The sequence below is a fragment of the Salibaculum griseiflavum genome (genome assembly GCF_003129565.1).
In the GTDB taxonomy this organism is placed as follows: Bacteria; Pseudomonadota; Alphaproteobacteria; order Rhodobacterales; family Rhodobacteraceae; genus Salibaculum; species Salibaculum griseiflavum.
The window spans coordinates 13,500-36,021 of record NZ_QETF01000015.1; the positions used below are offsets into that span (position 1 = coordinate 13,500).

Consider the following 22,522-nt stretch of genomic DNA (forward strand, 5'->3'; position numbering starts at 1 on the left):
TTAACCGCGCATGGATCTGGGCAGGTCGCCGGTCAGGCCTGCCGCTTCGCGGATGAAGCCGCGGCGCAGGCCCGGCATCGCATTGACGGCCCCCATGCCGAAATCTCGGACCGTCCGCAGCAGCGGGTTGTCGTTTGAAAACAGCTTGTTGAACGTATCGGTCGCAAGCGCGAGGGTCGCCGTGTCGAAGCGGCGCCATTGCTGGTAGCGGGCCAGGACCTGCGGGCTTGCGATGTCTTCGCCGCGTTCTCTGGCCTCGGTCAGGACCTCGGCCAAGGCGGCCACATCGCGCAATCCGGCATTCAGACCCTGCCCGGCAATCGGGTGCATGCCATGGGCTGCATCGCCGACCAGCGCCAGCCTGTCGCCGACGAAGGCATTGGCAATGGTCAGTTTCAGCGGATAGGAGAACCGTTTGCCCTCCAGCGCGATCTCTCCGAGGAAAGACCCGAAGGCGGGGCGAAGCGCGTCAAGGAACCCTGCCTCATCCATTGCCATGATGCTTTCTGCACGGGCGGTGGACTCGGACCAGACGATCGAAGACCGATTTGCGGGCAGCGGAAGGATCGCCAGCGGGCCGTTGGGCATGAAGAACTGGTGCGCGATCCCGCCATGGGGCTTTTCATGGCGCACGGCGCAAACGATGGCGGTCTGGCCATAGTCCCAGCCGGTGCGGCGGATTCCCGCGCGGCTCGCGGTTCCGCTGGCGCGCCCATCACAGCCGACCAGAAGACGGCCGGTGATCGTCTTGCCCGAGGCCAGCTCGATAGTCGCGTGATCCATTTCAACGCTTTGGTTTACAACGGTTTCACCGTTGATCTGTGTGATGCGTGGTTCGCTCGCCATCGCGTCCAGCAGGGCGATGCGCAGGTAGCGGTCTTCGAGCATGTAGCCCATCGGGCCTTCCTCGATCTCCGCATGGTCGAAATGCAGCATCCACGGGGCCGGACCTTCGCCCGCGCGCCCGTCGGTGACCTTGATTTCCAGCATCGGTTGGCTGTTCTCTGCGACCGTCTCCCAAACCCCGAGACTGGCCAACAGTCGTTTCGAGGCCAGCGCCAGCGCGTAGCCGCGCCCGTCGAAATCGGCCAATTTCCGGGCCGTGTCGGGCAAAGCGTCGATCACGGTGACGGTCAGCCCGGATTGGGCAAGGGCGAGGGCCAGGGCCGGCCCGTTGAGCCCGCCGCCGACGATCAGGATATCCGAGTCGGGTGTCATGGGGCGCAATATGCGCTGCGTGGCGGGATTGTCCATGCGCCGCTTGGCCGCTACGGTTTCCGCAAAACGGGGTTAGGCAGGAAACGCAACATGCAGGATCTGCGAGGCAAGAGCGCGTCCGAACTGGGCCGGGCGATCGGGGCGGGGCAGGTCGATCCCGTTGATTTGGCGGAAGACTTCCTATCGGCCATTGCGTCCAGCCCGTTCGCCGGACGTATCTTTGCCCGCACAACGCCAGACCGGGCCCGGGCCGAGGCCCGCGCGGCAAGTGAGCGGGCACGCCTGGGCCAGCGACGGTCCCTTCTGGATGGCGTTCCGATCAGCTGGAAAGACAATATCGACAGCGCCGGGGTGGCCGCCGAGGCAGGCAGCGCCCTGCTGGCAGGGCGGGTGCCCCTGAGCGATGGCGTGGTCTTGCGCAATGCCACGGCGCAGGGGCTGGTCTGCCTTGGCAAGACCCATATGACCGAGCTGGCCTTTTCCGGCCTTGGCGTGAACCCGGTCACGGCGACGCCGCCAAATGTCCACGACCCCGATGCCGCACCGGGGGGGTCGTCGTCCGGCGCGGCCAGTTCCACGGCGTATGGCTTGGCTGCAGCCGGGGTCGGGTCCGACACCGGCGGCTCGGTGCGTCTGCCGGCCGCCTGGAATGACCTTGTGGGGTTCAAGCCCACGCACAATGCCCTTTCGCTTGCCGGTGTGGTGCCCTTGGCTGCGCGCTTTGACACGGTCGGCCCGTTGGCCCGCACCACCGAGGACGCCGCGCACCTGTATGCCGCGATGCAGGGGCAGTCGGCGCCCGACTTGCGGGGGGCTTCCCTGTCTGGCGTGCGCCTTCTGGTTCTGGAAACCGTTGCATGCGAAGACGTGCGCGATGCACCCGCTCAAGCCTTTGAAGGTGCCGTGCCGAAGCTGGAACAGGCGGGGGCGCAGATCAGCCGCCGAACCATTCCCGCGGTGGCCGAGGCGCTGGACATGGCCGGGATCCTCTACACCTCGGAATGCTACGGCACCTGGGGTGCGGCGATCGAGGCGGACCCGGAAAAGATGTATGCCCCCGTGCGCGAGCGTTTCGAGGCGGGCAAGGCGCATGGTGCGGCCGACTACGTGGCAGCCTGGCAGCGGCTGGACGCGTTTCGCCGGGACTTCGCCGTGGCGGTGGCAGGCTTTGACGCGGTGATTTTCCCCTCGGTGCCGACCACGCCCCCCAAAACGGCGGACTTGCTGGCCGATGCCGAGTTGTTTGCATCCGAGAACATCCTCGGCCTGCGCAACACGCGGATTGGCAACATGATGGGGTTGTGTTCCATCACCTTGCCCACAGGTGAGCCATCCTGCGGGATCATGTTCAACGCCCTGCCCGGGCAAGACCGACGGCTGCTGGGCATTGCAACGGCGGCCGAAGCCGCGCTGGCCTGACAGAAAAGCAACAGGTTTCCGGTCCAACCCCCGAAAAATCGGCCATATTTCTGGACAAGACAGCGGCGAGGCGTCTATTTTGATGGAAAGCGGCCCGCCAATGAGGCCGCGTCTTGAGGCAGATATGGTGTACCCCGAGCGGTTTTCGAACCTACCGGCATATGCGTTTCCGCGTTTGCGGAGCCTGCTCGACCCGCATGAGGCGGGCGGCGAGCCCCTCGCCATGACCATTGGCGAGCCGCAGCACCCTTTCCCGGCTTTTGTCGGAGACATTCTTGCCGAGAACCTGTCGGGTTTTGCGAAATATCCCCCCAATGACGGCGCCCCCGAATTGCTGGCCGCGATTACCGGCTGGCTACAGCGCCGTTATTCCGTGACGGTCACACCGGACCGTGTCATGGCCCTGAACGGCACCCGAGAGGGCCTGTACAATGCTGCGATGGCGCTTTGTCCGGAAACCAAGAACGGCAAGCAGCCTGTAGTCCTGACACCCAACCCGTTTTATCAGGTCTACGCCGTCGCGGCCCTGTCGGTCGGGGCAGAGCCGGTTTTCGTGCCCGCCACGGCCCAGAGCGGGCACTTGCCCGATTTCGCGCGTCTTGCACCCGATGTTCTGGATCGCACCGCGATCGCCTATGTCTGCAGCCCAGCCAATCCGCAGGGGGCCATTGCCAGCCGCGCCTATTGGGGCGCGCTGCTGGAGCTGGCCGAAAAACACGATTTCCGTGTTTTCGCGGATGAATGCTATTCGGAGATCTACCGCGATGCGCCGCCACCCGGCATACTCGAGGCGGTTGCCGATACCGGCGCCGATCCCGAGCGGGTCGTGGTGTTCCACTCCTTGTCCAAGCGGTCGAACCTGCCGGGCCTGCGGTCGGGTTTCGTGGCCTCGGGGCCCGAGAACATCCGCCGCATCCGCCAGCTGCGCGCCTATGCGGGCGCGCCCCTGCCGTTGCCCCTCCAGCGGGTCGCCGAGCGGGTCTGGTCCGATGAAGAGCATGTCGAGGAAAACCGCACGCTCTACCGCGAGAAGTATGCCCTTGCCGACAAGATCCTGGGCGACGTGCCGGGCTATGAGGGGCCTGAGGCAGGGTTCTTCTTGTGGTTGCCCGTCGAGGACAGCGAAGCGGCGGCCCTGAAGCTATGGACCGAAACCGGGGTGCGCGTCCTGCCCGGCAAATACCTGAGCCGTCCCGGCCCGGACGGGGATCCCGGCAATGGATTCATCCGGGTCGCGATGGTGGCCCCGAAACAAGATGTAGAGCGCGGACTCATCCAGATTCGCGCCTGCCTGTATGATCGAGCATGAGGAAGAACATGGCGTCCTATCAGACCCGGCAACGTGATCCGCTACTGGACAGCAACATGCAGGCGGCGCTGGAAAAGCGCGGCAAGGAGTTGCTCGGTATCGGCCTTGTGGTTCTTGGCGTGCTCGTGGGGATGATGTTCGGCTCTTACTCGCCGGACGATCCCAGCTTCATGGCTGCCACGGATGCACCGGTGCAGAACTGGCTGGGTCGTTTCGGTGCGATGATTGCCGCGCCGGTCTTCATGATCATCGGCTGGGCGTCCTGGGGTATCGCGGCACTGGTCGCCGCCTGGGGGCTGCGGATGGTCTTTCACAGGATGCCGGTGCGGGCGCTTGGCCGCCTCGTGTTTGCACCCATCGCCGTGGCGCTCTTGGCGATATATGCCTCGACCCTGACCACCGGGCCGGATTGGGTGCATAGTTTCGGCCTTGGCGGGCTGTTCGGCGATACGGTGCTGTCCATTGTCCTGACCATCCTGCCCATGTCGCCCAGCTGGGGCATCAAGCTGATGTCGCTTGTCGCGGGTCTGGGTGTTCTGGCGCTGGGGGCCTATGTGCTCGGCTTCACCTGGCGAGAGATCAAGGCCCTGGGCCGGTTCCTTCTGATCGGCCTCATCCTGGCCTACAGCTTTCTTCTGCGCGCGCTTGGCCGTGGGGCCAGCGCATCCTTTCGCGGCGCACAGGCGCTGCGCTCGACCATGCAAGAGCGCCGGCACCAATCCCGCGCCGAGCGTGCCGAATACGAGGCTGAAATGGCTGCCGCCCGCGCGGTCCCCGAGCCGCGGCAACAGGCCGGTCGTGAGACCCCCGTGGTGCGCGCCAACCCACCTATGGGGCGCCGCTACGAGGAATTCGACCCGATCGACGACGAACCGCAAAACACCACGCCGGAAACCGGCGGCGGGCTTTTCGCGCGGATGCCGTCGCTGCTCAAGCGGTCGTCCGACCCGATGCCCGAACCCGAGCTCGTGGAGCGCAGCGTCCCGTCCGGTAATCTGCCCATCGCCGATGATGACCGGATTCGTGCCCGTATCAGCGATGCCATCCGGGCCCGCAGCGGCGGGGCAGATCCTGTCACCCCCAAGCCCGGTGTCAATCCTGCCGTCACCGCCGCCATCGCGAACCGCCGCGAACCGCAGATTTCTCAGCCGAGCGGGCCGCTGCCTCTGACATTGGGGGCGAACCAGACGCAGGGGCTCGACCTGCCGCCAGAACCACCGCTCCACTCTGCACCCGAAATGCAGCCTGAAGCCGAGACCGAAGCCACCCGGGCACTGACCGCAGAGCCGCTTTTCGACACCGAGGCGCCGAGGGCGCCCCAACAAACGGGGACTGAACCGCGCAAGGTCGTGCAGCACCCTGTCAAAAAGCCGGTTCAGCCTTCGACACAGGCCCGCGCCGAGGCTCAACCCAGCCTGAAATTCGACGACACACGCCCGGCCTATGAAACGCCGCCATTGAATCTGCTGGCCTCGCCCGACGAGATCACGCGCCATCACCTGTCCGATGAGGCGCTGGAGGAAAACGCCCGGATGCTGGAGACGGTCCTTGATGACTACGGCGTCAAGGGCGAGATCGTCAGCGTCCGCCCCGGCCCAGTTGTCACCATGTATGAACTGGAACCGGCACCGGGTCTCAAGGCCAGCCGCGTGATCGGCCTGGCCGACGATATCGCCCGGTCGATGTCGGCGCTCTCGGCCCGTGTCAGCACCGTGCCGGGTCGCAGTGTCATTGGCATCGAACTGCCCAATGAGAACCGCGAGATGGTGTCGTTCCGCGAGATTCTGTCCACGCGCGACTACGGCGATGGCAACCACCGCCTGCCGCTGGCGCTGGGCAAGGATATCGGGGGCGATCCGATTGTCGCCAACCTTGCCAAGATGCCCCACCTTTTGATCGCGGGGACCACCGGGTCGGGCAAGTCCGTGGCGATCAACACGATGATCCTGTCGCTGCTCTACAAGCTGTCGCCCGAGGATTGCCGCCTTATCATGATCGACCCGAAGATGCTGGAATTGTCGGTGTATGACGGCATCCCGCACCTGTTGTCGCCGGTTGTGACCGACCCGAAAAAGGCGGTTGTCGCCCTGAAATGGGTCGTGGCCGAAATGGAAGAGCGCTACCGCAAGATGTCCAAGATGGGCGTGCGCAACATCGAGGGCTATAATGGCCGCGTCGCCGATGCGCTGGCCAAGGGCGAAATGTTCAGCCGCACGGTTCAGACCGGCTTCGACGATGAGACCGGCGAACCGGTCTTCGAAACCGAGGAAATGGCGCCCGAGAAGATGCCCTATATCGTCGTCATCGTCGACGAGATGGCCGACCTGATGATGGTTGCGGGCAAGGAGATCGAAGCCTGCATCCAGCGCCTTGCGCAGATGGCCCGGGCCTCGGGGATTCATCTGATCATGGCCACGCAGCGCCCCTCGGTGGACGTGATCACCGGCACGATCAAGGCCAACTTCCCCACCCGGATTTCCTTCCAGGTGACCTCCAAGGTCGACAGCCGGACCATCCTTGGCGAACAGGGGGCCGAGCAGCTTCTGGGCATGGGCGATATGCTCTACATGGCGGGCGGGTCCAAGATCACCCGCGTGCACGGGCCGTTCTGTTCCGATGAAGAGGTCGAGGAGATCGTCAATTACCTCAAGGCCTTTGGTCCGCCCGAATACAAGGCGGGAGTCGTCGAAGGCCCCGATGACGAGAAAGAGGCCAATATCGACGCGGTTCTGGGGCTGGGTGGCAATACCACCGGCGAAGACGCGCTTTACGATCAGGCCGTGGCCATCGTCGCGAAGGACCGCAAATGCTCCACCTCCTATATCCAGCGCAAGCTGGCCATCGGCTACAACAAAGCCGCGCGGCTGGTCGAGCAGATGGAAGATGAAGGTGTTGTTTCGGCAGCCAACCACGTCGGCAAGCGCGAGATCCTGGTGCCCGAGCAGGGGTAGCGTCTAGCCGGGCTGCGCCTGTGCTATTTGCCGGCGAATGCCGCGCCGGGGTCAATCAGCCCGAGGTTATCCGATAGCCACGGGCATGAAATCGCTTAACAGCGGCCGATAGCGCAGTTTTCACCCTATCTGACGGGTGAAACCTCGCCCGCGCCACACTAGGTAGGACACATGAGCAATATCACACGACGCCTTCTTCTTCTGGCCGCCCCGTTGGTCATGGCCGGGCTGGCTGCTAGCCCAGGGCAGGCCCAGCAATTGTCGCTGAACGAGATTTCAGCGTACCTGAATTCCTTCGAAACCGCCGAGGGGGAGTTCACTCAGGTCAATCCCGACGGGACGATCTCGACCGGCAAGATTTTCATCAAGCGTCCCGGCCGCGTGCGGTTCGAATACAATCCCCCCGAAGCGGCGATGGTCATCGCCGGTGGCGGGCAACTCGCGGTGTTTGATCCGCGCTCCAATACCGGGCCGGACCGCTACCCCCTGTCGGAAACGCCGCTCAAGATCATCCTGGAACGCAACGTGGACCTGTCCCGCACGAACATGGTCACGGCCCATACGAGTGATGGAACAACCACCAGCGTGACGGCGCAGGACCCCGACAACCCGGAATACGGCAATATCCAACTGGTTTTCACCGGCGATCCGGTTGAATTGCGGCAATGGGTGATCACCGATGATGTGGGCAATCAGACCACGGTAGTACTGGGTGACCTCGCAAAGGGGGGACGGGTGCCGAATATCCTGTTCAATATCCAGGCCGAGATGCGTGACTGGCCGAACTGACCGGCCCTTTACCACGGCAACGGCGCGCTGGCGTGTTCAACGGTGTGCGCGGCAATTGCGCAGTTGCGCCTCGTACATCACGGCGCGCTGCGCCACCTCGTCTGAGATCCGCATCAGCCAAGACTTCGCGCGGTAGCTGCCCCGGTTAAACCCGGTGCGGCCCTCGTGATAGGCGAGGTACTGGTTGCGGGTGTCATTCAGGGCGACGCCGGTCTCCTTGACGGTCGCGGTCATGTACCAGCCCATGAAATCCGCGGCGTCGCGAATATCCGTGCGCCGTGAGCCGCGCCCGCCGCGGTCGCGCTGATATTCCTGCCAGGTGCCGTCCAGGGCCTGGCTGTAGCCGAGGGCCGAGGATTGCCTGCCGGTCGGAATGACGCCAAGCGCATAGACATGCGGCGGCCGGTTGTCGGCAATGAATTTGCTTTCCTGGTAGATCATGGCCATCAGCACATGGGTTTCCACGCCCCAGTTGCGTTCGGCGTCACGGAAGGCGCGGGAATAATGCGGCCGTTCCGTCAGGATCGAACAGGCGTTGTCAAGATTGCGCGGCGCACTGCTGTCCCGGGCGCCACAGCTGCCAAGGATCAACAAGACCAATCCGACGCGAAAGAGTCTGCTCATCTGCCTCTCGCTTTTTGTTTTATTGGGGCGAGTGTAGCCGATCCGCGGCCGTCTGGGAACCGGTCATGTGGCGCTCATGGTCAGTCCTGCGGGGATCTGCGCATCACGAGACGGGCGCCGGAACCCTCTGACCGTCAGTGCACTGTTCACAGACTGTTTCCCATGATTTTTGCCCGCGTTCATGGACATCGGGCGCCGAAATTGTCTAGTAACGGCCAAGGGGCTGAACGATGATGCTGAAAACGCGCGCCAAATACTATCTTGGACAAGTGGTCCGTCACCGCAAACACCCGTTTCGCGGCGTTGTTTTCGATGTGGACCCGGAATTCGCCAATACCGAGGAATGGTATGAGTCCATCCCCGAAGAGGCGCGCCCGGCCAAGGATCAGCCTTTCTATCACCTCCTCGCCGAGAACGATCAGTCCTACTACGTTGCCTATGTCTCGGAACAGAACCTGATCGCCGACTATTCAGGCGAACCGGTCGACCATCCCGACCTGGGCGAATTGTTCGGCCCGTTCGAGGATGGGTATTACCCGCTGCATTTCCAACTGAACTGACGGCTCAGTAGCCCAGTGCGATCCCGTCCTTGCGCGGGTCGGACGCGCCTTCGAGAACGCCATCGCCGCGAATTCGAATCGCCTGCGCCCCGCCGATCGGGCTATCCGACCACTGCAGGTCATGGCCCCTGTTCGCCAGGTTCTGTGCGACCTTCTGACTATAGCCGGTCTCCAGCCGCAGCGTCCCGTCCTCGGGGAAGGCGCGGGGGGCGTCGATGGCGCTTTGCGCATCCATGCCGAAGACCTCCATGTTGGTCAGCAAACGCGCATGACCATTGGGTTGGTAGGCGCCGCCCATGACCCCAAAGGGCATTTCAACCCGGCCGTTGCGCCGGACCATGCCGGGAATGATCGTATGCATCGGGCGCTTGCCCGGTGCGGCCTCGTTCGGGTGCCCCTTTTCAAGCGTGAAGCCCGCGCCTCGGTTCTGGAACAGGATCCCGTATTTCTCGGAGGCGAGGCCAGACCCGAAACTGTGGAAGATCGAATAGATCATCGACACGCACATACGGTCCTTGTCGACGACGGTGATATAGACGGTGTCCTTGTGGACGGCCGCGGCGCCGGGCAGCGACGGGGGCAAAGCACGGGCCGGGTCGATCAGGGCCGCCAGTGCCTTTGCGGTGTCCATCGACAACATGCGATCCGGTTCCGTCATGTAGGCCGGGTCCGCGATGAAGCGGTCGCGCGCATCATAGGCCAGCTTGGCCACCTCAGCCTCGATATGGGCCCGGTCCGCGCCCAGAGGGTCCATCGCAGCCAGGTCGAATTGCGACAGGATGTTGAGCATCAGGATCGCGGTGGCGCCCTGGCCGTTGGGCGGATGTTCCAGCAGCTCGACAGGCCCGTAGGTGCCGCTTACCGGGTCGGTGTAGTCACACCGCACGTTCGAGAAATCCTCCAAACTGTGCAGGCCGCCAAGGGCCGTGAGACTTTGCACCATGTCGCGGGCCACCTCGCCACCGTAGAACCCGGCGCGACCGTGTTTGGCCACCTGCCGCAGAACCTCGGCCTGGCCGGGCGAGCGGAATTTCTGCCCGACCGTCAGGGGGGTGCCGTTGATCAGGTAATGCTGCTCGCCTGCGCCCCACAACGTTCCCGCCGCGCGGGCATAGTCGAAGGCCACGCGGGGGGCGACGGGCACACCTTCCTCTGCGTAATGGATGGCGGGGGCGAGGATATCGGGCAGGCCGAGACGTCCGTGATCTTCAGAGAGCCTGCAGAAGCCGTCAATAGCGCCGGGCAGGGTGATGGCGTCAACCGATTGCAATCCAATGTTGGCGCCTTTGCTGCGCGCTGCTTCGGCATCGAAGCCTGCCGGTGCGCGGCCCGACGCGTTCAGCGCCCGAACCTCGTCTGATCCGGGCAGGGAGAACAGGCAAAAGGCATCCCCGCCGATGCCCGTCGATTGCGGCTCGCAGATACCCAACAGAACTGCACCGGCAATCGCCGCATCCATCGCGTTGCCACCGCGTTCGAGAATGTCGATGGCGACCTTTGCGGCAAGCGGATGAGAGGTGGCGCAGATCCCGTTCTCTGCGAGAACAGCGGACCTGCCCGGGGCTTGGAAATTGCGCATGGAATGTCTCTGGTTCCGGTTTCCCGGATTGGATAGCATTGGGCGCAGGAAAAGGGGAAGACCTCGGCGCCGCGTACTGGGTGGGGGCTGTTCACACGGCGCCGAGGGAAGCCTATGCAGCTACGGGGACTTATGTTGCCGGGATTCGCGGCATCTGCTTGGTGGAAATGCGGCCCTTTTGCGGTATTTCCGTTCGCATCAACCAGAGGGAGAGCATCATGCGGTCGGTCATCATCTCGGGCGCGTCGCGCACGCCAATGGGCGGGTTCCAAGGCGAGCTTTCGGGCGCCAGTGCAGCGCAGCTGGGGGGCGTTGCAATTCGCAGGGCACTGGACGGGGCCGGCTGCGCCTCGGTCGACGAGGTGCTGATGGGCTGCGTGCTGCCTGCCGGCCAAGGTCAGGCTCCGGCGCGGCAAGCCGGTTTTGCCGGTGGGTTGGGCGAAGACGTGCCGGCGACAACGCTCAACAAAATGTGCGGATCGGGAATGAAGGCGGCGATGTGTGCCTTTGACCAGATCGCCCTGGGCCAAGTGGAGAGCATGATCGCGGGCGGCATGGAAAGCATGACCAACGCCCCCTACCTGCTGCCCAAGATGCGCGGTGGCGCGCGGATCGGTCATGGCGAGGTCATCGACCACATGTTCCTGGACGGCCTGGAGGACGCCTATGCAAAGGGCCGCCTGATGGGCACCTTCGCCGAGGACTGTGCCGATCACTACCATTTCAGCCGCGAGGCGCAGGACGAATATGCCCTGCGGTCGTTGTCGCGGGCGACCGAAGCGCAGCAATCCGGGGTCTTCGCCGCCGAGATCGCGCCGGTGACGCTGACCACCCGAAAGGGCGAGGTCGTCATCGCGGAGGATGAACAGACCCGGACGGCGCGGCCTGACAAGATCCCGCATCTGAAGCCCGCGTTTCGCGCCGACGGCACCGTGACGCCAGCCAACGCGTCCTCGATCTCGGACGGGGCGGCGGCGCTGGTCATGACGACCGAGGAGAGCGGCCTGCCGGTGCGCGCGCGGGTGCTGGGCCATGCCAGCCATGCGCAGGCCCCCGGCTGGTTCACCACGGCGCCGGTCCCCGCGGCGCAGAAGCTTCTGCAACGGATCGGTTGGTCGGTCGAAGACGTGGACCTGTGGGAAGTGAACGAGGCATTCGCGGTCGTGCCCATGGCCTTCATGCAGGAATTGGGCCTGTCGCCGGACATCGTGAACGTCAACGGCGGGGCCTGTGCCTTGGGCCACCCCATCGGGGCCTCGGGTGCGCGGATCATCGTGACGCTTCTGCACGCGCTGGAGGCGCGCGGCCTCAAGCGGGGTGTCGCCGCGATCTGCATTGGAGGGGGCGAGGGCACGGCCATCGCGATCGAGCTGCCATGACCGACTACCCGATGCTGGCCCGCACCATCGCGGCCCTGACCGAAGCTGAGACCGACCAGGTGGCCCTGATGGCGACCCTGGCCTGCGAAATCCACCACGCCGATGACCGGTTCGACTGGACCGGCTTCTATCGCGTGACCGAACCGGGCCTTCTCAAGATTGGGCCCTATCAAGGTGGACATGGCTGCCTGCAAATCCCGTTCGACCGGGGGGTTTGCGGTGCTGCGGCAAGCACAGGCGAGGTGCAACTGGTGCCGGATGTCGATGCCTTTCCGGGGCACATCGCCTGCGCCAGCTCGACCCGTTCGGAATTGGTGCTGCCGGTCTTTGATGGGGCGGGAGAGGTCATTGCGGTGCTGGATATCGACAGTAACCAGCCTGAAGCCTTCAACGAGACCGACGCCCGCGAACTCGCCGCCATTCTGGAAAGCGTTTTCGGCCGGATTTGATGACCCGGCGATTGGTCATGGGCATGTGAAAAAACACTTTGAGATTTCACCGACTCGCGGCAACATGAAATTTGAGATCAGAATTTCATGGGGCGATAGTGCTGCACGATCTTCCAGCGGATGCCAGAACCCTCGGGGCCGATCTTCGGGCCTTGCGAAAGGCGCGGGGTCTCACTTTGGCCGATATGGCGGGGCGTCTGGGGCGATCTGTCGGGTGGCTGAGCCAGGTTGAGCGCGACCTGTCCGACCCGTCCATCGACGACTTGCGAGATATGGCGCAGGTTCTGGATGTTTCCATTTCCAGCCTCTTCCGGGTGTCATCGTCACCGGGCGAAGAGGGCCTTATCGTGCGCGCCAATCGCCGCCGCCCGATCGGCAATCGCGCCGCGGGTCTGGTCGAGGCCCTGTTGTCACCTGACCTGACGGATGATTTCGAAGTGGTCCATTCCACGTTTGAACCCGGCGCGAGCCTGCCCGCGCCCGTAAGCCGTCCGACACAGGAGGTTGGCTATGTCGTCAGCGGCCGCCTCTACCTTGAGATCGGCGATCAGGCGTTCGACCTTGGCCCCGGCGACAGTTTCCGGATCCGGGGCGAGCCCTTCCGCTGGCACAACCGAACAGCAACCCCCTGCGTTGCGATCTGGGTGATCGCCCCACCCGTCTATTGAGGAGACCCCAATGGCAGATTTTCCGACACAAGCCCGCGTGGTCATCATCGGCGGCGGCGTTGTGGGCGCGTCCTGCGCCTATCACATTGCCAAGGCGGGCTGGGATTGCGTGCTTTTGGAAAAGAACGAGCTGACAGCGGGCAGCACCTGGCACGCGGCGGGCAATTGCCCGTCCTTTTCGACCAGCTGGGCGGTGATGAACATGCAGCGCTATTCGCTGGAACTCTATCGGACGCTGGCCGAAGAAGTCGATTACCCGATGAACTACCATGTCACCGGGTCGATCCGGCTGGGCCATTCCCGAGAACGGATGATGGAATTCGAGCGCGCGCGCGGCATGGGACAGTACCAGGGCATGAACCTGGAGATGCTGCAGGTTTCGGACCTCAAGGATCGCTATCCGTTTCTTGAGACTCACGATCTGGCCGGCGCGCTCTACGATCCCGATGACGGCGATATCGACCCGGCCCAGCTCACCCAGGCGCTGGCCAAGGGCGCCCGCATGAACGGGGCCCGGATCGAGCGGTTCTGCCCGGCCACCGGGGTCAGCCGCGAAAACGGTGAATGGATCGTTCATACCGAAAAGGGCGACATTCGATGCGAAAAGGTCGTGAACGCCGCCGGTTACTATGCGCAGCGCGTCGGCGAATGGTTCAAACCCTTTGGCGGGCGCACCGTGCCCATGGCCGTCATGTCGCACCAGTTCTTCCTGACCGAGGAGATCCCGGCGCTGAAGGAATGGTCACAAGAGAACGGCAAGCTGCCGCTGCTGCGCGACGTGGATTCCAGCTATTACCTGCGGCAGGAAAAATACGGCTTCAACCTCGGCCCCTACGAGAACAATTGCCGGGGGGCCTGGATGACGCCCGATGATCCGATGCCCGAGGATTTCAGCTTTCAGCTCTACCCGGATGATCTGGAGCGCCTCGAATGGCATATCGAGGACGCGATGGCCCGCGTGCCCTTGCTGGCCGAGGGCGGGGTGGGCCGCAACATCAACGGCCCGATCCCCTATGCCCCCGATGGGCTGCCCCTGCTTGGGCCGATGCCCGGCGTGCCCAATGCCTTTGAGGCTTGCGTCTTTACCTTCGGGATCACGCAGGGCGGTGGCGCGGGCAAGGTGCTGGCCGAATGGGTGACCGAGGGCCAGACCGAGTGGGACATGTGGTCCTGCGATCCGCGCCGCTACACCGATTACACCGATCAGGACTACTGCAACGCCAAGGCAATCGAGGTCTATGGCCACGAATACGCGATGCATTTCCCCTACCATCGCTGGCCGGCCGGAGCCGACAGAAAACTGTCGCCGGTCCATGACAGGATTGTCGAGATGGGCGGCCAGATGGGCGATTATAATGGCTGGGAACGGGCGAACTGGTTCGCCAAGCCCGGCGACGACACGTCGGAGGCTGCGACGCAGACCTGGAGCCGCAACGGCCCTTGGCAGCCCCGTATTCAAGAGGAATGCGAGGCGGTGCGCGACGGCGTCGGCGTGCTCGACCTGCCCGGGTTCTCGCGCTATCGGCTGCAAGGGCCGGGCGCCGCGGATTGGCTGGACGGGCTGACCGCCAGCCGCCTGCCAAAGGTCGGTCGTATCGCGCTGCTCTATTTCGCTGATGACAGGGGCCGGATCGTCACGGAAATGTCGGCCATGCGGCTGGAAGAGGATTTCTTTTTCCTGATCACCGCTGCGGCCGCGCAATGGCATGACCTGGAATGGCTTCAGTCCCATTTGCCTGCCGATCCCGGCTTTGCTCTGGCCGACGTGTCCGGCGAGTTCTCCTGCCAGATCGTCACCGGACCGAAATCCCGAGAGTTGCTGTCGGGCCTGACCGAGGCCGACCTGACACAGCCATGGCTCACACATCAATCTGCCCAGGTCGCGGGGCAATGGGCACAGCTTGTCCGCGTCAGCTTTGCCGGTGAGCTGGGCTGGGAGGTCCACACGAAGACGGGCGACACCGCACCGGTCTATGACGCACTGATCGCGGGCGGGGCCAAGCCCTTCGGGATGTTCGCTCTTAATTCCCTGCGACTCGAAAAAGGCTATCGCGCCTGGAAGGGCGACCTTTCGACCGACTACACCTTGCTGCAAGGCGGGCTGGATCGCTTCATCCGCTGGGACAAGGACTTCAAGGGCAAACCCGCGCTGGAGGCCGAGCGCCAGCAGGGCTTGACCAAGCGCTTCTGCACGATGACGGTCGAAACGAGCGATTGCGACGCCCCCTACATGGCGACCATCTGGAAAGATGGCGAGGTTGTGGGCGAGGTCACGTCTGGTGGATGGGGCTACCGGGTCGGCGCCTCGATCGCGCTGGGCATGATCCGGCCCGACTTGGCCGAACCGGGAACAGAGGTCGAGATCGACATCTTTGGCCAGCGCTGCCGCGCCACCGTGCAACCCGATGCGCCCCTTTGGGACCCGGAGAATGAAAGGCTCAAGGCATGATCAACGCCCATGTCCGCGACACGATAGACCGGTTTCCTCTGGGTTTCGTGGCGACGGTCACGCCCGGTGGGCGGCCTGCCGTGTCGCCCAAGGGGACGTTCCTCGTGCTCGACTCCACCACCATCGCCTTCGGAGAGATCCGGTCGCCCGGCACCCTGACGAACCTGACCGCCAACCCGGAATGCGAGGTCAATTTCGTCAACATCCTGACCCGCAAGGGCGCCCGCCTGCGCGGTAGGGCGCGGATGCTGCGGCAAGGCACGGTGGATTTCGCGGGGCTGATCGGGAAGTGGCGCGAGGTCTGGGGGGACCTGGCCGACCGCATATCGACGCTCGTTCTGATCGACGTGGAAGAGGTGCGCCCACTGACCACACCGCCCTATGACGACGGCGCGACCGAGGAAGAGATGATCGCCGCCTACAAGGCGAAACTCGCGGGGATGTATACATGAAGATCACGCTTCTCGATGGCGGTATCGGCCAGGAAATGATCAAGCGCGCGGGTGACAGGCCCAAGCCCCTTTGGTCCACGCAGGCGATGATGGACCACCCCGGTCTGCTGCAATCCGTCCATGCCGACTATTTCGATGCGGGTGCGACGATCGCCACGGCGAACACCTACGCGATCCTGCGCGACCGGCTGGTGAAAGAGGGGATCGAGGACCGCTTCGAGGCGCTGCAATCGGCCGCCCTCTCAGAGGCCCGCAAGGCCGCCGAGGGTCGGGGCCGTGTTGCCGGGGCCATAGGTCCGCTGGTGGCGACATATCGCCCGGAAACCCACCCGACCCATGCCGACGCTGTCCCCCAATATGCCGAGGTCGCCCGACTGATGGCTGATCAGGTCGACCTGATCCTGTGCGAAACCGTGGCTTCGTTCACTCATGCCCGCGCCGTGCTCGACGGTGCGTTGGCGGCGGGCCGGCCGGTCTGGGTCAGCTTCACCGTGGATGACGAGGATGGCAGCCGTCTGCGCTCGGGCGAGCCGGTGGCCGAGGCGGCGCGCGCCATGGTCGAGGGCGGGGCCGCTGCGATCCTGGCCAATTGCTCCGCGCCCGAAGCCATGCCCGCCGCCCTGGACGCGATGACCCCGACCGGGCTGCCCTGCGGGGCCTATGCCAATGCCTTCACCCAGATCACCAAGGCCTTCCTTCAGGACAGCCCCACGGCCGATGCGCTCCAGGCCCGCCGCGACATGGGCCCGGATGCCTATGCCGACCATGCGCTGTCCTGGCTGGATCACGGGGCCACGATACTGGGCGGGTGCTGCGAAACGGGCCCTGCCCATATCGGCGAAATCGCCCGCCGCCTGCGCACGGCCGGGCATGACATCACCTGACCCATGCTTCTTTGGGTCAAAAATACCGCGGGGGAGTCGGCCAGCGGCCGACGGGGGCAGAGCCCCCACCCGGTCGGACGCGAATGCGTCCGAAACATGAAAAGGATCCACCATGCCTGACCTTCCAACCCAGGCTTGCGTCGTCATCATCGGCGGCGGCGTCATCGGCTGTTCCGTCGCCTATCACCTGGCGAAACTCGGCTGGACCGACATCGTGTTGCTGGAACGCAAGCGGTTGACCTCGGGCACGACCTGGCACGCGGCGGGGCTGATCGCCCAGCTGCGGGCCACCGCGAACATGACCCGGCTCGCGAAATACAGTCAGGAACTCTATGGCGATCTGGAGACCGAAACCGGCGTCGCCACGGGGTTCAAACGCGTGGGTTCCATCACGGTGGCCCTGACTGACGAGCGGCGCGAGGAACTCCATCGGTCTGCCGCCATGGCCCGCGCCTTCGGTGTCGAGATCGAGGAAATCGACCCGGCCGAGATCAAGGCCCGCTACGAGCATCTCAACATCGACGGTGTGACCGGCGGCGTTTACTTGCCAAGGGACGGGCAGGGCGACCCGGCGAATATCGCCCTCGCTTTGGCCAAGGGCGCGCGCCAGCGGGGCGCGCTCATCAAGGAAAGGGTCAAGGCCACCGGTGTTGCCCGCGACGGGCGCCGCATCACCGGGGTGGATTGGGCCTCGGAAGATGGCTGCCATGGGCACATCGCAAGCGATCACGTGGTCAACTGCGCCGGCATGTGGGGCCGCGAGGTCGGCCGCATGCTGAACACCAACGTGCCCCTGCAGGCCTGTGAGCATTTCTACATCGTCTCGGAACCCATCGAAGGATTGACGCAGATGCCGGTGCTGCGCGTCCCCGACGAATGCGCCTATTACAAGGAAGATGCCGGCAAGATCATGCTGGGTGCCTTCGAACCGGTCAGCAAACCCTGGGGGCCGATCCCCGAGGACTTCGAGTTTGACCAGCTGCCCGAGGATTTCGACCATTTCGAACCGATCCTGGAACAGGCCGTGACCCGCATGCCGATGCTGGCCGAGGCTGGCATTCACACCTTCTTCAACGGGCCGGAAAGCTTCACGCCGGACGATGCCTATCACCTTGGCCAATGCCCCGAGATGGACAATGTCTGGGTGGCCGCAGGGTTCAACTCCATCGGTATCCAGTCGGCCGGCGGGGCGGGCATGGCACTGGCCCAATGGATGCAGGACGGCGCCAAGCCCTTTGACCTCGGAGATGTGGATATTTGCCGTATGCAGCCATTTCAGGGAAACAAAACATACCTTTTTGACCGATCCGCCGAAACATTGGGCCTGCTCTATGCCGATCACTTCCCCTATCGGCAGAAGGCCACGGCGCGCGGTGTGCGCCGCTCGCCATTCCACGCGCACCTGGCGGAGCGTGGTGCGGTCTTCGGGGAACTGGCGGGCTGGGAACGGGCGAACTGGTTCGCCCGGGACGGTCAGGATGCCGCCTATCGCTACAGCTGGAAGCGGCAGAATTTCTTCGACAACGTGGCCGAAGAGGTCGCGGCGATCCGCACAGGCGTTGGCATGTATGACATGTCGTCCTTCGGCAAGCTGCGGGTCGAAGGGCCTGATGCGGAGATCTTCCTCAATCGCGTCTGCGGGGCACAGGTGGCCGTGCCGGTGGGCAGGATCGTCTATACCCAGTTCCTGAACGACCGGGGCGGGATCGAGGCGGACGTGACCGTCACCCGCCTGGCCGAGACTGCGTTTCTTGTCGTGACCCCCGGCGCGACCCGGCTGGCGGATGAAACTTGGTTGCGCCGTCACCTGAGCGACGAGCGCGTCATCATCACCGACATGACCCCCGCCGAAGGGGTGCTTGCGGTAATGGGGCCAAGGGCGCGCGACGTGATGCAGGCGGTGTCGCCCAATGATTTCGGCAATAGCTCCAACCCCTTCGGCACCGCGCAAGAGATCGAGCTGGGCATGGGGCTGGCCCGGGTGCATCGTGTTTCCTACGTGGGTGAGCTGGGCTGGGAAGTCTATGTCAGCGCCGACATGGCGGCCCATGCCTTCGAGACGCTCTGGCAGGCCGGGCAGGATCACGGGCTGAGGCTTTGCGGGATGCACATGATGGATTGCGCCCGGATCGAAAAAGGCTTTCGCCATTTCGGCCATGACATCACCTGCGAGGACCACGTGCTCGAGGCCGGGTTGGGGTTCGCGGTCAAATCAGAGAAGCCCAACTTCATTGGCCGTGATGCCGTGCTGCGCAAACGGGACGAGGGGCTGACTGCGCGGATGCTGCAATTCCACCTGAAAGACCCCGAGCCGCTGCTCTATCACAACGAGCCGATCCTGCGGGATGGCGAGATCGTGGGCTATTTGTCGTCGGGCGCCTATGGGCACCATCTGGGTGGTGCCATTGGCCTGGGCTATGTCCCGTGTGCCGGGGAAAGCGCGACGGAGGTTCTGGCCTCGCGCTACGAGATCGACGTGGCCGGGGTGCGCGTACCGGCCGAGGCATCGCTCAAGCCGCTCTACGATCCCAAGTCGGAACGGGTCAGGGCCTAGCAGCCCCGGCCCCGACCAGATTCAGGGCCGGAGATCCATCACGATTTCACGTCCCGTCCATCTCGAAAATGAATGGCCGGGCGGCTTTTCAAACCGGCCGGCCCATGCGCCTATGGTGGGCAGGAGAGACCACCGTGGCCGATATCGCAAACCGCCCGAACGAAGACACGCCCGAGGGCTTGGCCCTTGCGGGCACGGCCTATGTGCTCTGGGGGTTCCTTCCGCTCTACCTCAAGCTGGTGGCGCATATTCCCGTGACCGAGGTCATTACGCATCGCATCATCTGGGCGCTGCCCATCGCAGGGGCGCTTCTGATCGTGACCGGGCGCACCGCCGATTTGCGCGCCGCGCTGTCGGATCGGCGCACGGTGCTGATGGCGCTGCTGACCGCGTTGGTGCTGTCGGTCAATTGGGGCGTCTATGTCTTTGCCATCGCCACGGACCGGGCTTTGGATGCGGCGCTGGGCTATTACGTAAACCCGCTGTTCTCCATGTTGCTGGGCGCATTGCTTTTGGGCGAACGGTTGCGCGGCTCGCAGTTGATCGCGGTGGGTCTGGCCGCGCTGGCGGTGGTCATCCTGTTTCTTGATGCCTCGCGCCCGCCCTGGATTGCACTGGGGCTGACGGTCAGCTGGGGCTTCTACGCCTATTTCAAGAAATCCCTGCCGGTCGGGCCGAACCAGGGCTTTTTCCTCGAGGTGCTGATGCTGTTGCCCTTGGCGTTGGTCTATCTGGCCTGGCTCACCGCGCAGGGGCAAAGCCACTTTCTGCTGACCGGGGCGGATACGGCCTTGTTGCTGGGCTGCGGCGTCATCACTGCGGTGCCTTTGCTGTTCTACGGCAACGGGGCCAAACGGCTTCGGCTTTCGACGATCGCAATCCTGCAATACATCGTGCCCACGATGGTCTTCGTCATCGCCGTTTTTCTCTTCGGCGAGGAAATGGGCCGTGCCCGCATGATCGCCTTTCCGCTGATCTGGGCCGCGCTGGTGATCTATACCGTCCCGATGGTGCGACGGATGCGCCGCCGCACCTGACCCTTGCAGCCAAAACGCGCCTGCGCCAAGAGGGGCGGATGAGCGATATCTACGAGCCCCCCGACACGCCGCTGGAGATCGTCCATGACGATCACGAGATCCTGCTGGTCGATAAGCCTGCGGGGCTGCTGTCGGTTCCGGGCAAGGGGCCGGAGTTGGCAGATTGCCTGCTCAGCCGGGTGCAAGAGGTCTTTCCACAGGCGTTGCTGGTGCACCGGTTGGATCGGGACACGTCGGGGATCATGGTGTTCGCCCTGACACCCCATGCCCAGCGGCATCTCGGGTTGCAGTTCGAGAAGCGGCAGACGCGCAAAACCTATGTCGCGCGGGTCTCCGGGCGGTTGGCGCCCAAGACAGGGACTGTCGATCTGCCGTTGATCGTCGATTGGCCGAACCGGCCGCGCCAGAAGGTCGATCATGAAACCGGCAAGCCGGCCGTGACGGATTGGCGGGTCGTGCGGGCAAACGATGTGGAGAGCCGGGTGCGGCTGATGCCCAGGACAGGCCGAAGCCACCAGCTGCGCGTGCATATGCTGGCGATCGGGCATCCGATCCTGGGCGATCCGTTCTATGCCAGCGGGACGGCGCGGGATCACCCGCGCCTGATGCTGCATTCCGAGACCTTGCAGCTTCGCCATCCGGACGGCGGAAAAGGCGTCCGCTTCACCGCGAAATGCCCATTCTGACGGCGCTGCCGAATTTCCTGAAATTCACCGTGCTCAACGAAATTCTGGAATGTCGTTTCAGCCCCAGCCGCTGACCGCCTTTGCCTCAAGGAATTCCTCGATCCCCCAATGGCCACCTTCGCGGGCACGGCCCGATTGCTTGACCCCGCCAAAGGGGCTGCCCAGCCCACGGCTCTGGCCGTTCATTTCGACCATGCCCGAGCGCAGCTGTCGCGCCACGCGGTTCCGCCTCTCGCCGTCTTGGCTCTGGACGTAATTGGTCAGACCGTAGGGCGTGTCATTGGCAATGCGGATCGCGTCTGCTTCGTCCTCGAAGGGGATGATCGACAGGACCGGGCCGAAGATTTCCTCTCGGGCGATGGTCATGTCGTTATTCACATCCGCAAAGACCGTTGGCCGCACATAATACCCTCGGTTCATCCCCTCGGGCAGGCCGGTGCCGCCCGTGGTCAGGCGCGCGCCTTCATCGATTCCGGCCTGGATCAGTCCCTGGATCTTGTCCCATTGGGCCTTGTTCACCACGGGGCCGATATGGTTGCCCGTTTCCGCCGGATGACCGACCTGCACCTTGGCGGCGATTTCGGTCGCGGCCTCGACCGTGTCGTCATAGATGGACCGTTCCACCAGCATCCGCGTCGGTGCGTTGCAGGACTGCCCGGTATTGTTCATGCAGTGCAATACACCGCGCTTGACGGCCTTTTCGTCGGCATCGGCGAAAATCAGGTTCGCGCCTTTGCCGCCCAGTTCCAGCGTCACGCGCTTGAGCGTTTCCGCTGCGTTGCGAGATATGGCGCGCCCGGCCCGCGTGGACCCTGTGAACGAGATCATCTGGATGTCCTCATGGGTCGACAGCTGCGTGCCGACGCCCGCGCCATCGCCGTTCACCAGGTTGAACACGCCCTTGGGCACCCCCGCATCGTGCACGAATTCGGCGAAGATCATGGCCGAAAGCGGCGATTCTTCCGAGGGTTTGAGCACCGAGGGACAGCCCGCCAGAAGGGCCGGGATAACCTTGAGGCTGATCTGGTTGATCGGCCAGTTCCAGGGCGTGATCAGCCCGACAACCCCGATCGGGTCCATCAAGATGCGGTCATTGGGGGCATGGTCGCCAAGGGGGCGTTCCCATTCGAACTCTTCGATCGCCTTGAGAAACCCGTTGGCATGCCATGGCAGGCAGGGCGCCTGGCTGTTGCGGGCCAGGTCGATGGGGGCGCCCATTTCCAGGCTGATGGCCTGGGCGAGGTCTTCTTTGCGAGCCTCGTATTGCTCGAGGATCGCCTTGACATAGCGCACCCGCTCGGCCACCGGCGTGGCGGCCCAGCCCTCGAAAGCCTCCAGCCCTGCCCGGACGGCGGCATCCGTATCGGCCTGACCGCCTAGCGATATCGTCGCGCAGGGCTCCTCGGTCGCGGGGTTGAGAACAGCGTGATCATTGGCTTCGGCGGGGCTGACCCATTCGCCGTTTATGTAGAATTCGCGCTTGTCGAGCATGTAGGGACTCCCGGATTTTTGCGA

Annotated in this window: 18 protein-coding genes; 14 read left to right on the forward strand and 4 right to left on the reverse strand. The window is 64.2% G+C overall.

What is annotated here, in order from left to right; genetic code table 11:
* Nucleotides 1-1,254 (reverse strand): UbiH/UbiF/VisC/COQ6 family ubiquinone biosynthesis hydroxylase, encoded by a 1,254-nt coding sequence (locus DFK10_RS12320; protein ID WP_109389338.1) that lies wholly within the window; start codon nucleotides 1,252-1,254, stop codon nucleotides 1-3.
* 54 nt (nucleotides 1,255-1,308) lie between these two features.
* On the opposite strand from DFK10_RS12320, the gene DFK10_RS12325 reads away from it, so the two are divergent.
* The 4 genes from DFK10_RS12325 to DFK10_RS12340 all read left to right on the forward strand — a co-directional run bounded on the left by DFK10_RS12325 (nucleotide 1,309) and on the right by DFK10_RS12340 (nucleotide 7,686).
* Nucleotides 1,309-2,637 carry an amidase gene (locus DFK10_RS12325; protein ID WP_109389339.1) on the forward strand — a complete coding sequence of 443 codons (1,329 nt, stop codon included), beginning with the start codon at nucleotides 1,309-1,311 and terminating at the stop codon, nucleotides 2,635-2,637.
* Between the two features lie 124 nt (nucleotides 2,638-2,761).
* Entirely contained in the window at nucleotides 2,762-3,946 is a 1,185-nt protein-coding gene (locus DFK10_RS12330; protein WP_109389340.1) for an aminotransferase class I/II-fold pyridoxal phosphate-dependent enzyme, read from the forward strand.
* Nucleotides 3,947-3,954: 8 nt separating this feature from the next.
* The gene (locus DFK10_RS12335) at nucleotides 3,955-6,897 is read left to right on the forward strand and encodes a DNA translocase FtsK (RefSeq protein WP_109389341.1); all 2,943 of its coding nucleotides are present in this window, start codon (nucleotides 3,955-3,957) and stop codon (nucleotides 6,895-6,897) included.
* A 171-nt stretch (nucleotides 6,898-7,068) separates the two neighbouring features.
* Entirely contained in the window at nucleotides 7,069-7,686 is a 618-nt protein-coding gene (locus tag DFK10_RS12340) for a LolA family protein (RefSeq protein WP_109389342.1), read from the forward strand.
* Nucleotides 7,687-7,722: 36 nt separating this feature from the next.
* On the opposite strand, the gene DFK10_RS12345 is transcribed toward DFK10_RS12340, so the two are convergent.
* Nucleotides 7,723-8,310, reverse strand: coding sequence for a transglycosylase SLT domain-containing protein (locus tag DFK10_RS12345; RefSeq protein ID WP_109389343.1), 588 nt, complete (start codon nucleotides 8,308-8,310; stop codon nucleotides 7,723-7,725).
* A 233-nt stretch (nucleotides 8,311-8,543) separates the two neighbouring features.
* Here DFK10_RS12345 and hspQ point away from each other — a divergent pair, with 233 nt between their 5' ends.
* The gene (hspQ, locus tag DFK10_RS12350) at nucleotides 8,544-8,870 is read left to right on the forward strand and encodes a heat shock protein HspQ (RefSeq protein ID WP_109389396.1); all 327 of its coding nucleotides are present in this window, start codon (nucleotides 8,544-8,546) and stop codon (nucleotides 8,868-8,870) included.
* A gap of 4 nt (nucleotides 8,871-8,874) precedes the next feature.
* Here hspQ and DFK10_RS12355 read toward each other — a convergent pair whose 3' ends face one another.
* Nucleotides 8,875-10,449: a gamma-glutamyltransferase family protein gene (locus DFK10_RS12355; protein WP_109389344.1), complete on the reverse strand. Its 1,575-nt coding sequence runs from the start codon at nucleotides 10,447-10,449 to the stop codon at nucleotides 8,875-8,877.
* A 218-nt stretch (nucleotides 10,450-10,667) separates the two neighbouring features.
* On the opposite strand from DFK10_RS12355, the gene DFK10_RS12360 reads away from it, so the two are divergent.
* The 9 genes from DFK10_RS12360 to DFK10_RS12400 all read left to right on the forward strand — a co-directional run bounded on the left by DFK10_RS12360 (nucleotide 10,668) and on the right by DFK10_RS12400 (nucleotide 21,007).
* On the forward strand, nucleotides 10,668-11,828 hold the full coding sequence (locus DFK10_RS12360; RefSeq protein WP_109389345.1) for an acetyl-CoA C-acyltransferase: 1,161 nt from the start codon (nucleotides 10,668-10,670) through the stop codon (nucleotides 11,826-11,828).
* On the forward strand, nucleotides 11,825-12,277 hold the full coding sequence (locus DFK10_RS12365) for a GAF domain-containing protein (RefSeq protein WP_109389346.1): 453 nt from the start codon (nucleotides 11,825-11,827) through the stop codon (nucleotides 12,275-12,277). Before DFK10_RS12360 ends, DFK10_RS12365 begins: the two co-directional genes overlap by 4 nt.
* Before the next feature lie 98 nt (nucleotides 12,278-12,375).
* Nucleotides 12,376-12,945, forward strand: a complete 570-nt coding sequence (locus DFK10_RS12370) for a helix-turn-helix domain-containing protein (protein WP_109389347.1) — start codon at nucleotides 12,376-12,378, stop codon at nucleotides 12,943-12,945.
* Nucleotides 12,946-12,955: 10 nt separating this feature from the next.
* Nucleotides 12,956-15,394, forward strand: a complete 2,439-nt coding sequence (locus DFK10_RS12375) for a GcvT family protein (RefSeq protein ID WP_109389348.1) — start codon at nucleotides 12,956-12,958, stop codon at nucleotides 15,392-15,394.
* Nucleotides 15,391-15,846 carry a pyridoxamine 5'-phosphate oxidase family protein gene (locus tag DFK10_RS12380; protein WP_109389349.1) on the forward strand — a complete coding sequence of 152 codons (456 nt, stop codon included), beginning with the start codon at nucleotides 15,391-15,393 and terminating at the stop codon, nucleotides 15,844-15,846. The genes DFK10_RS12375 and DFK10_RS12380 overlap by 4 nt, the downstream gene beginning before the upstream one ends.
* Entirely contained in the window at nucleotides 15,843-16,730 is an 888-nt protein-coding gene (locus DFK10_RS12385; RefSeq protein WP_109389350.1) for a homocysteine S-methyltransferase family protein, read from the forward strand. The genes DFK10_RS12380 and DFK10_RS12385 overlap by 4 nt, the downstream gene beginning before the upstream one ends.
* 112 nt (nucleotides 16,731-16,842) lie before the next feature.
* Nucleotides 16,843-19,284: a GcvT family protein gene (locus DFK10_RS12390; protein WP_109389351.1), complete on the forward strand. Its 2,442-nt coding sequence runs from the start codon at nucleotides 16,843-16,845 to the stop codon at nucleotides 19,282-19,284.
* 143 nt (nucleotides 19,285-19,427) lie between these two features.
* Nucleotides 19,428-20,321 (forward strand): EamA family transporter RarD, encoded by an 894-nt coding sequence (rarD, locus tag DFK10_RS12395; protein WP_109389397.1) that lies wholly within the window; start codon nucleotides 19,428-19,430, stop codon nucleotides 20,319-20,321.
* Nucleotides 20,322-20,359: 38 nt separating this feature from the next.
* Nucleotides 20,360-21,007, forward strand: a complete 648-nt coding sequence (locus DFK10_RS12400) for an RluA family pseudouridine synthase (protein ID WP_109389352.1) — start codon at nucleotides 20,360-20,362, stop codon at nucleotides 21,005-21,007.
* 57 nt (nucleotides 21,008-21,064) lie between these two features.
* Here DFK10_RS12400 and DFK10_RS12405 read toward each other — a convergent pair whose 3' ends face one another.
* The gene (locus DFK10_RS12405; protein WP_109389353.1) at nucleotides 21,065-22,498 is read right to left on the reverse strand and encodes an aldehyde dehydrogenase family protein; all 1,434 of its coding nucleotides are present in this window, start codon (nucleotides 22,496-22,498) and stop codon (nucleotides 21,065-21,067) included.
* Nucleotides 22,499-22,522: the final 24 nt, after the last annotated feature.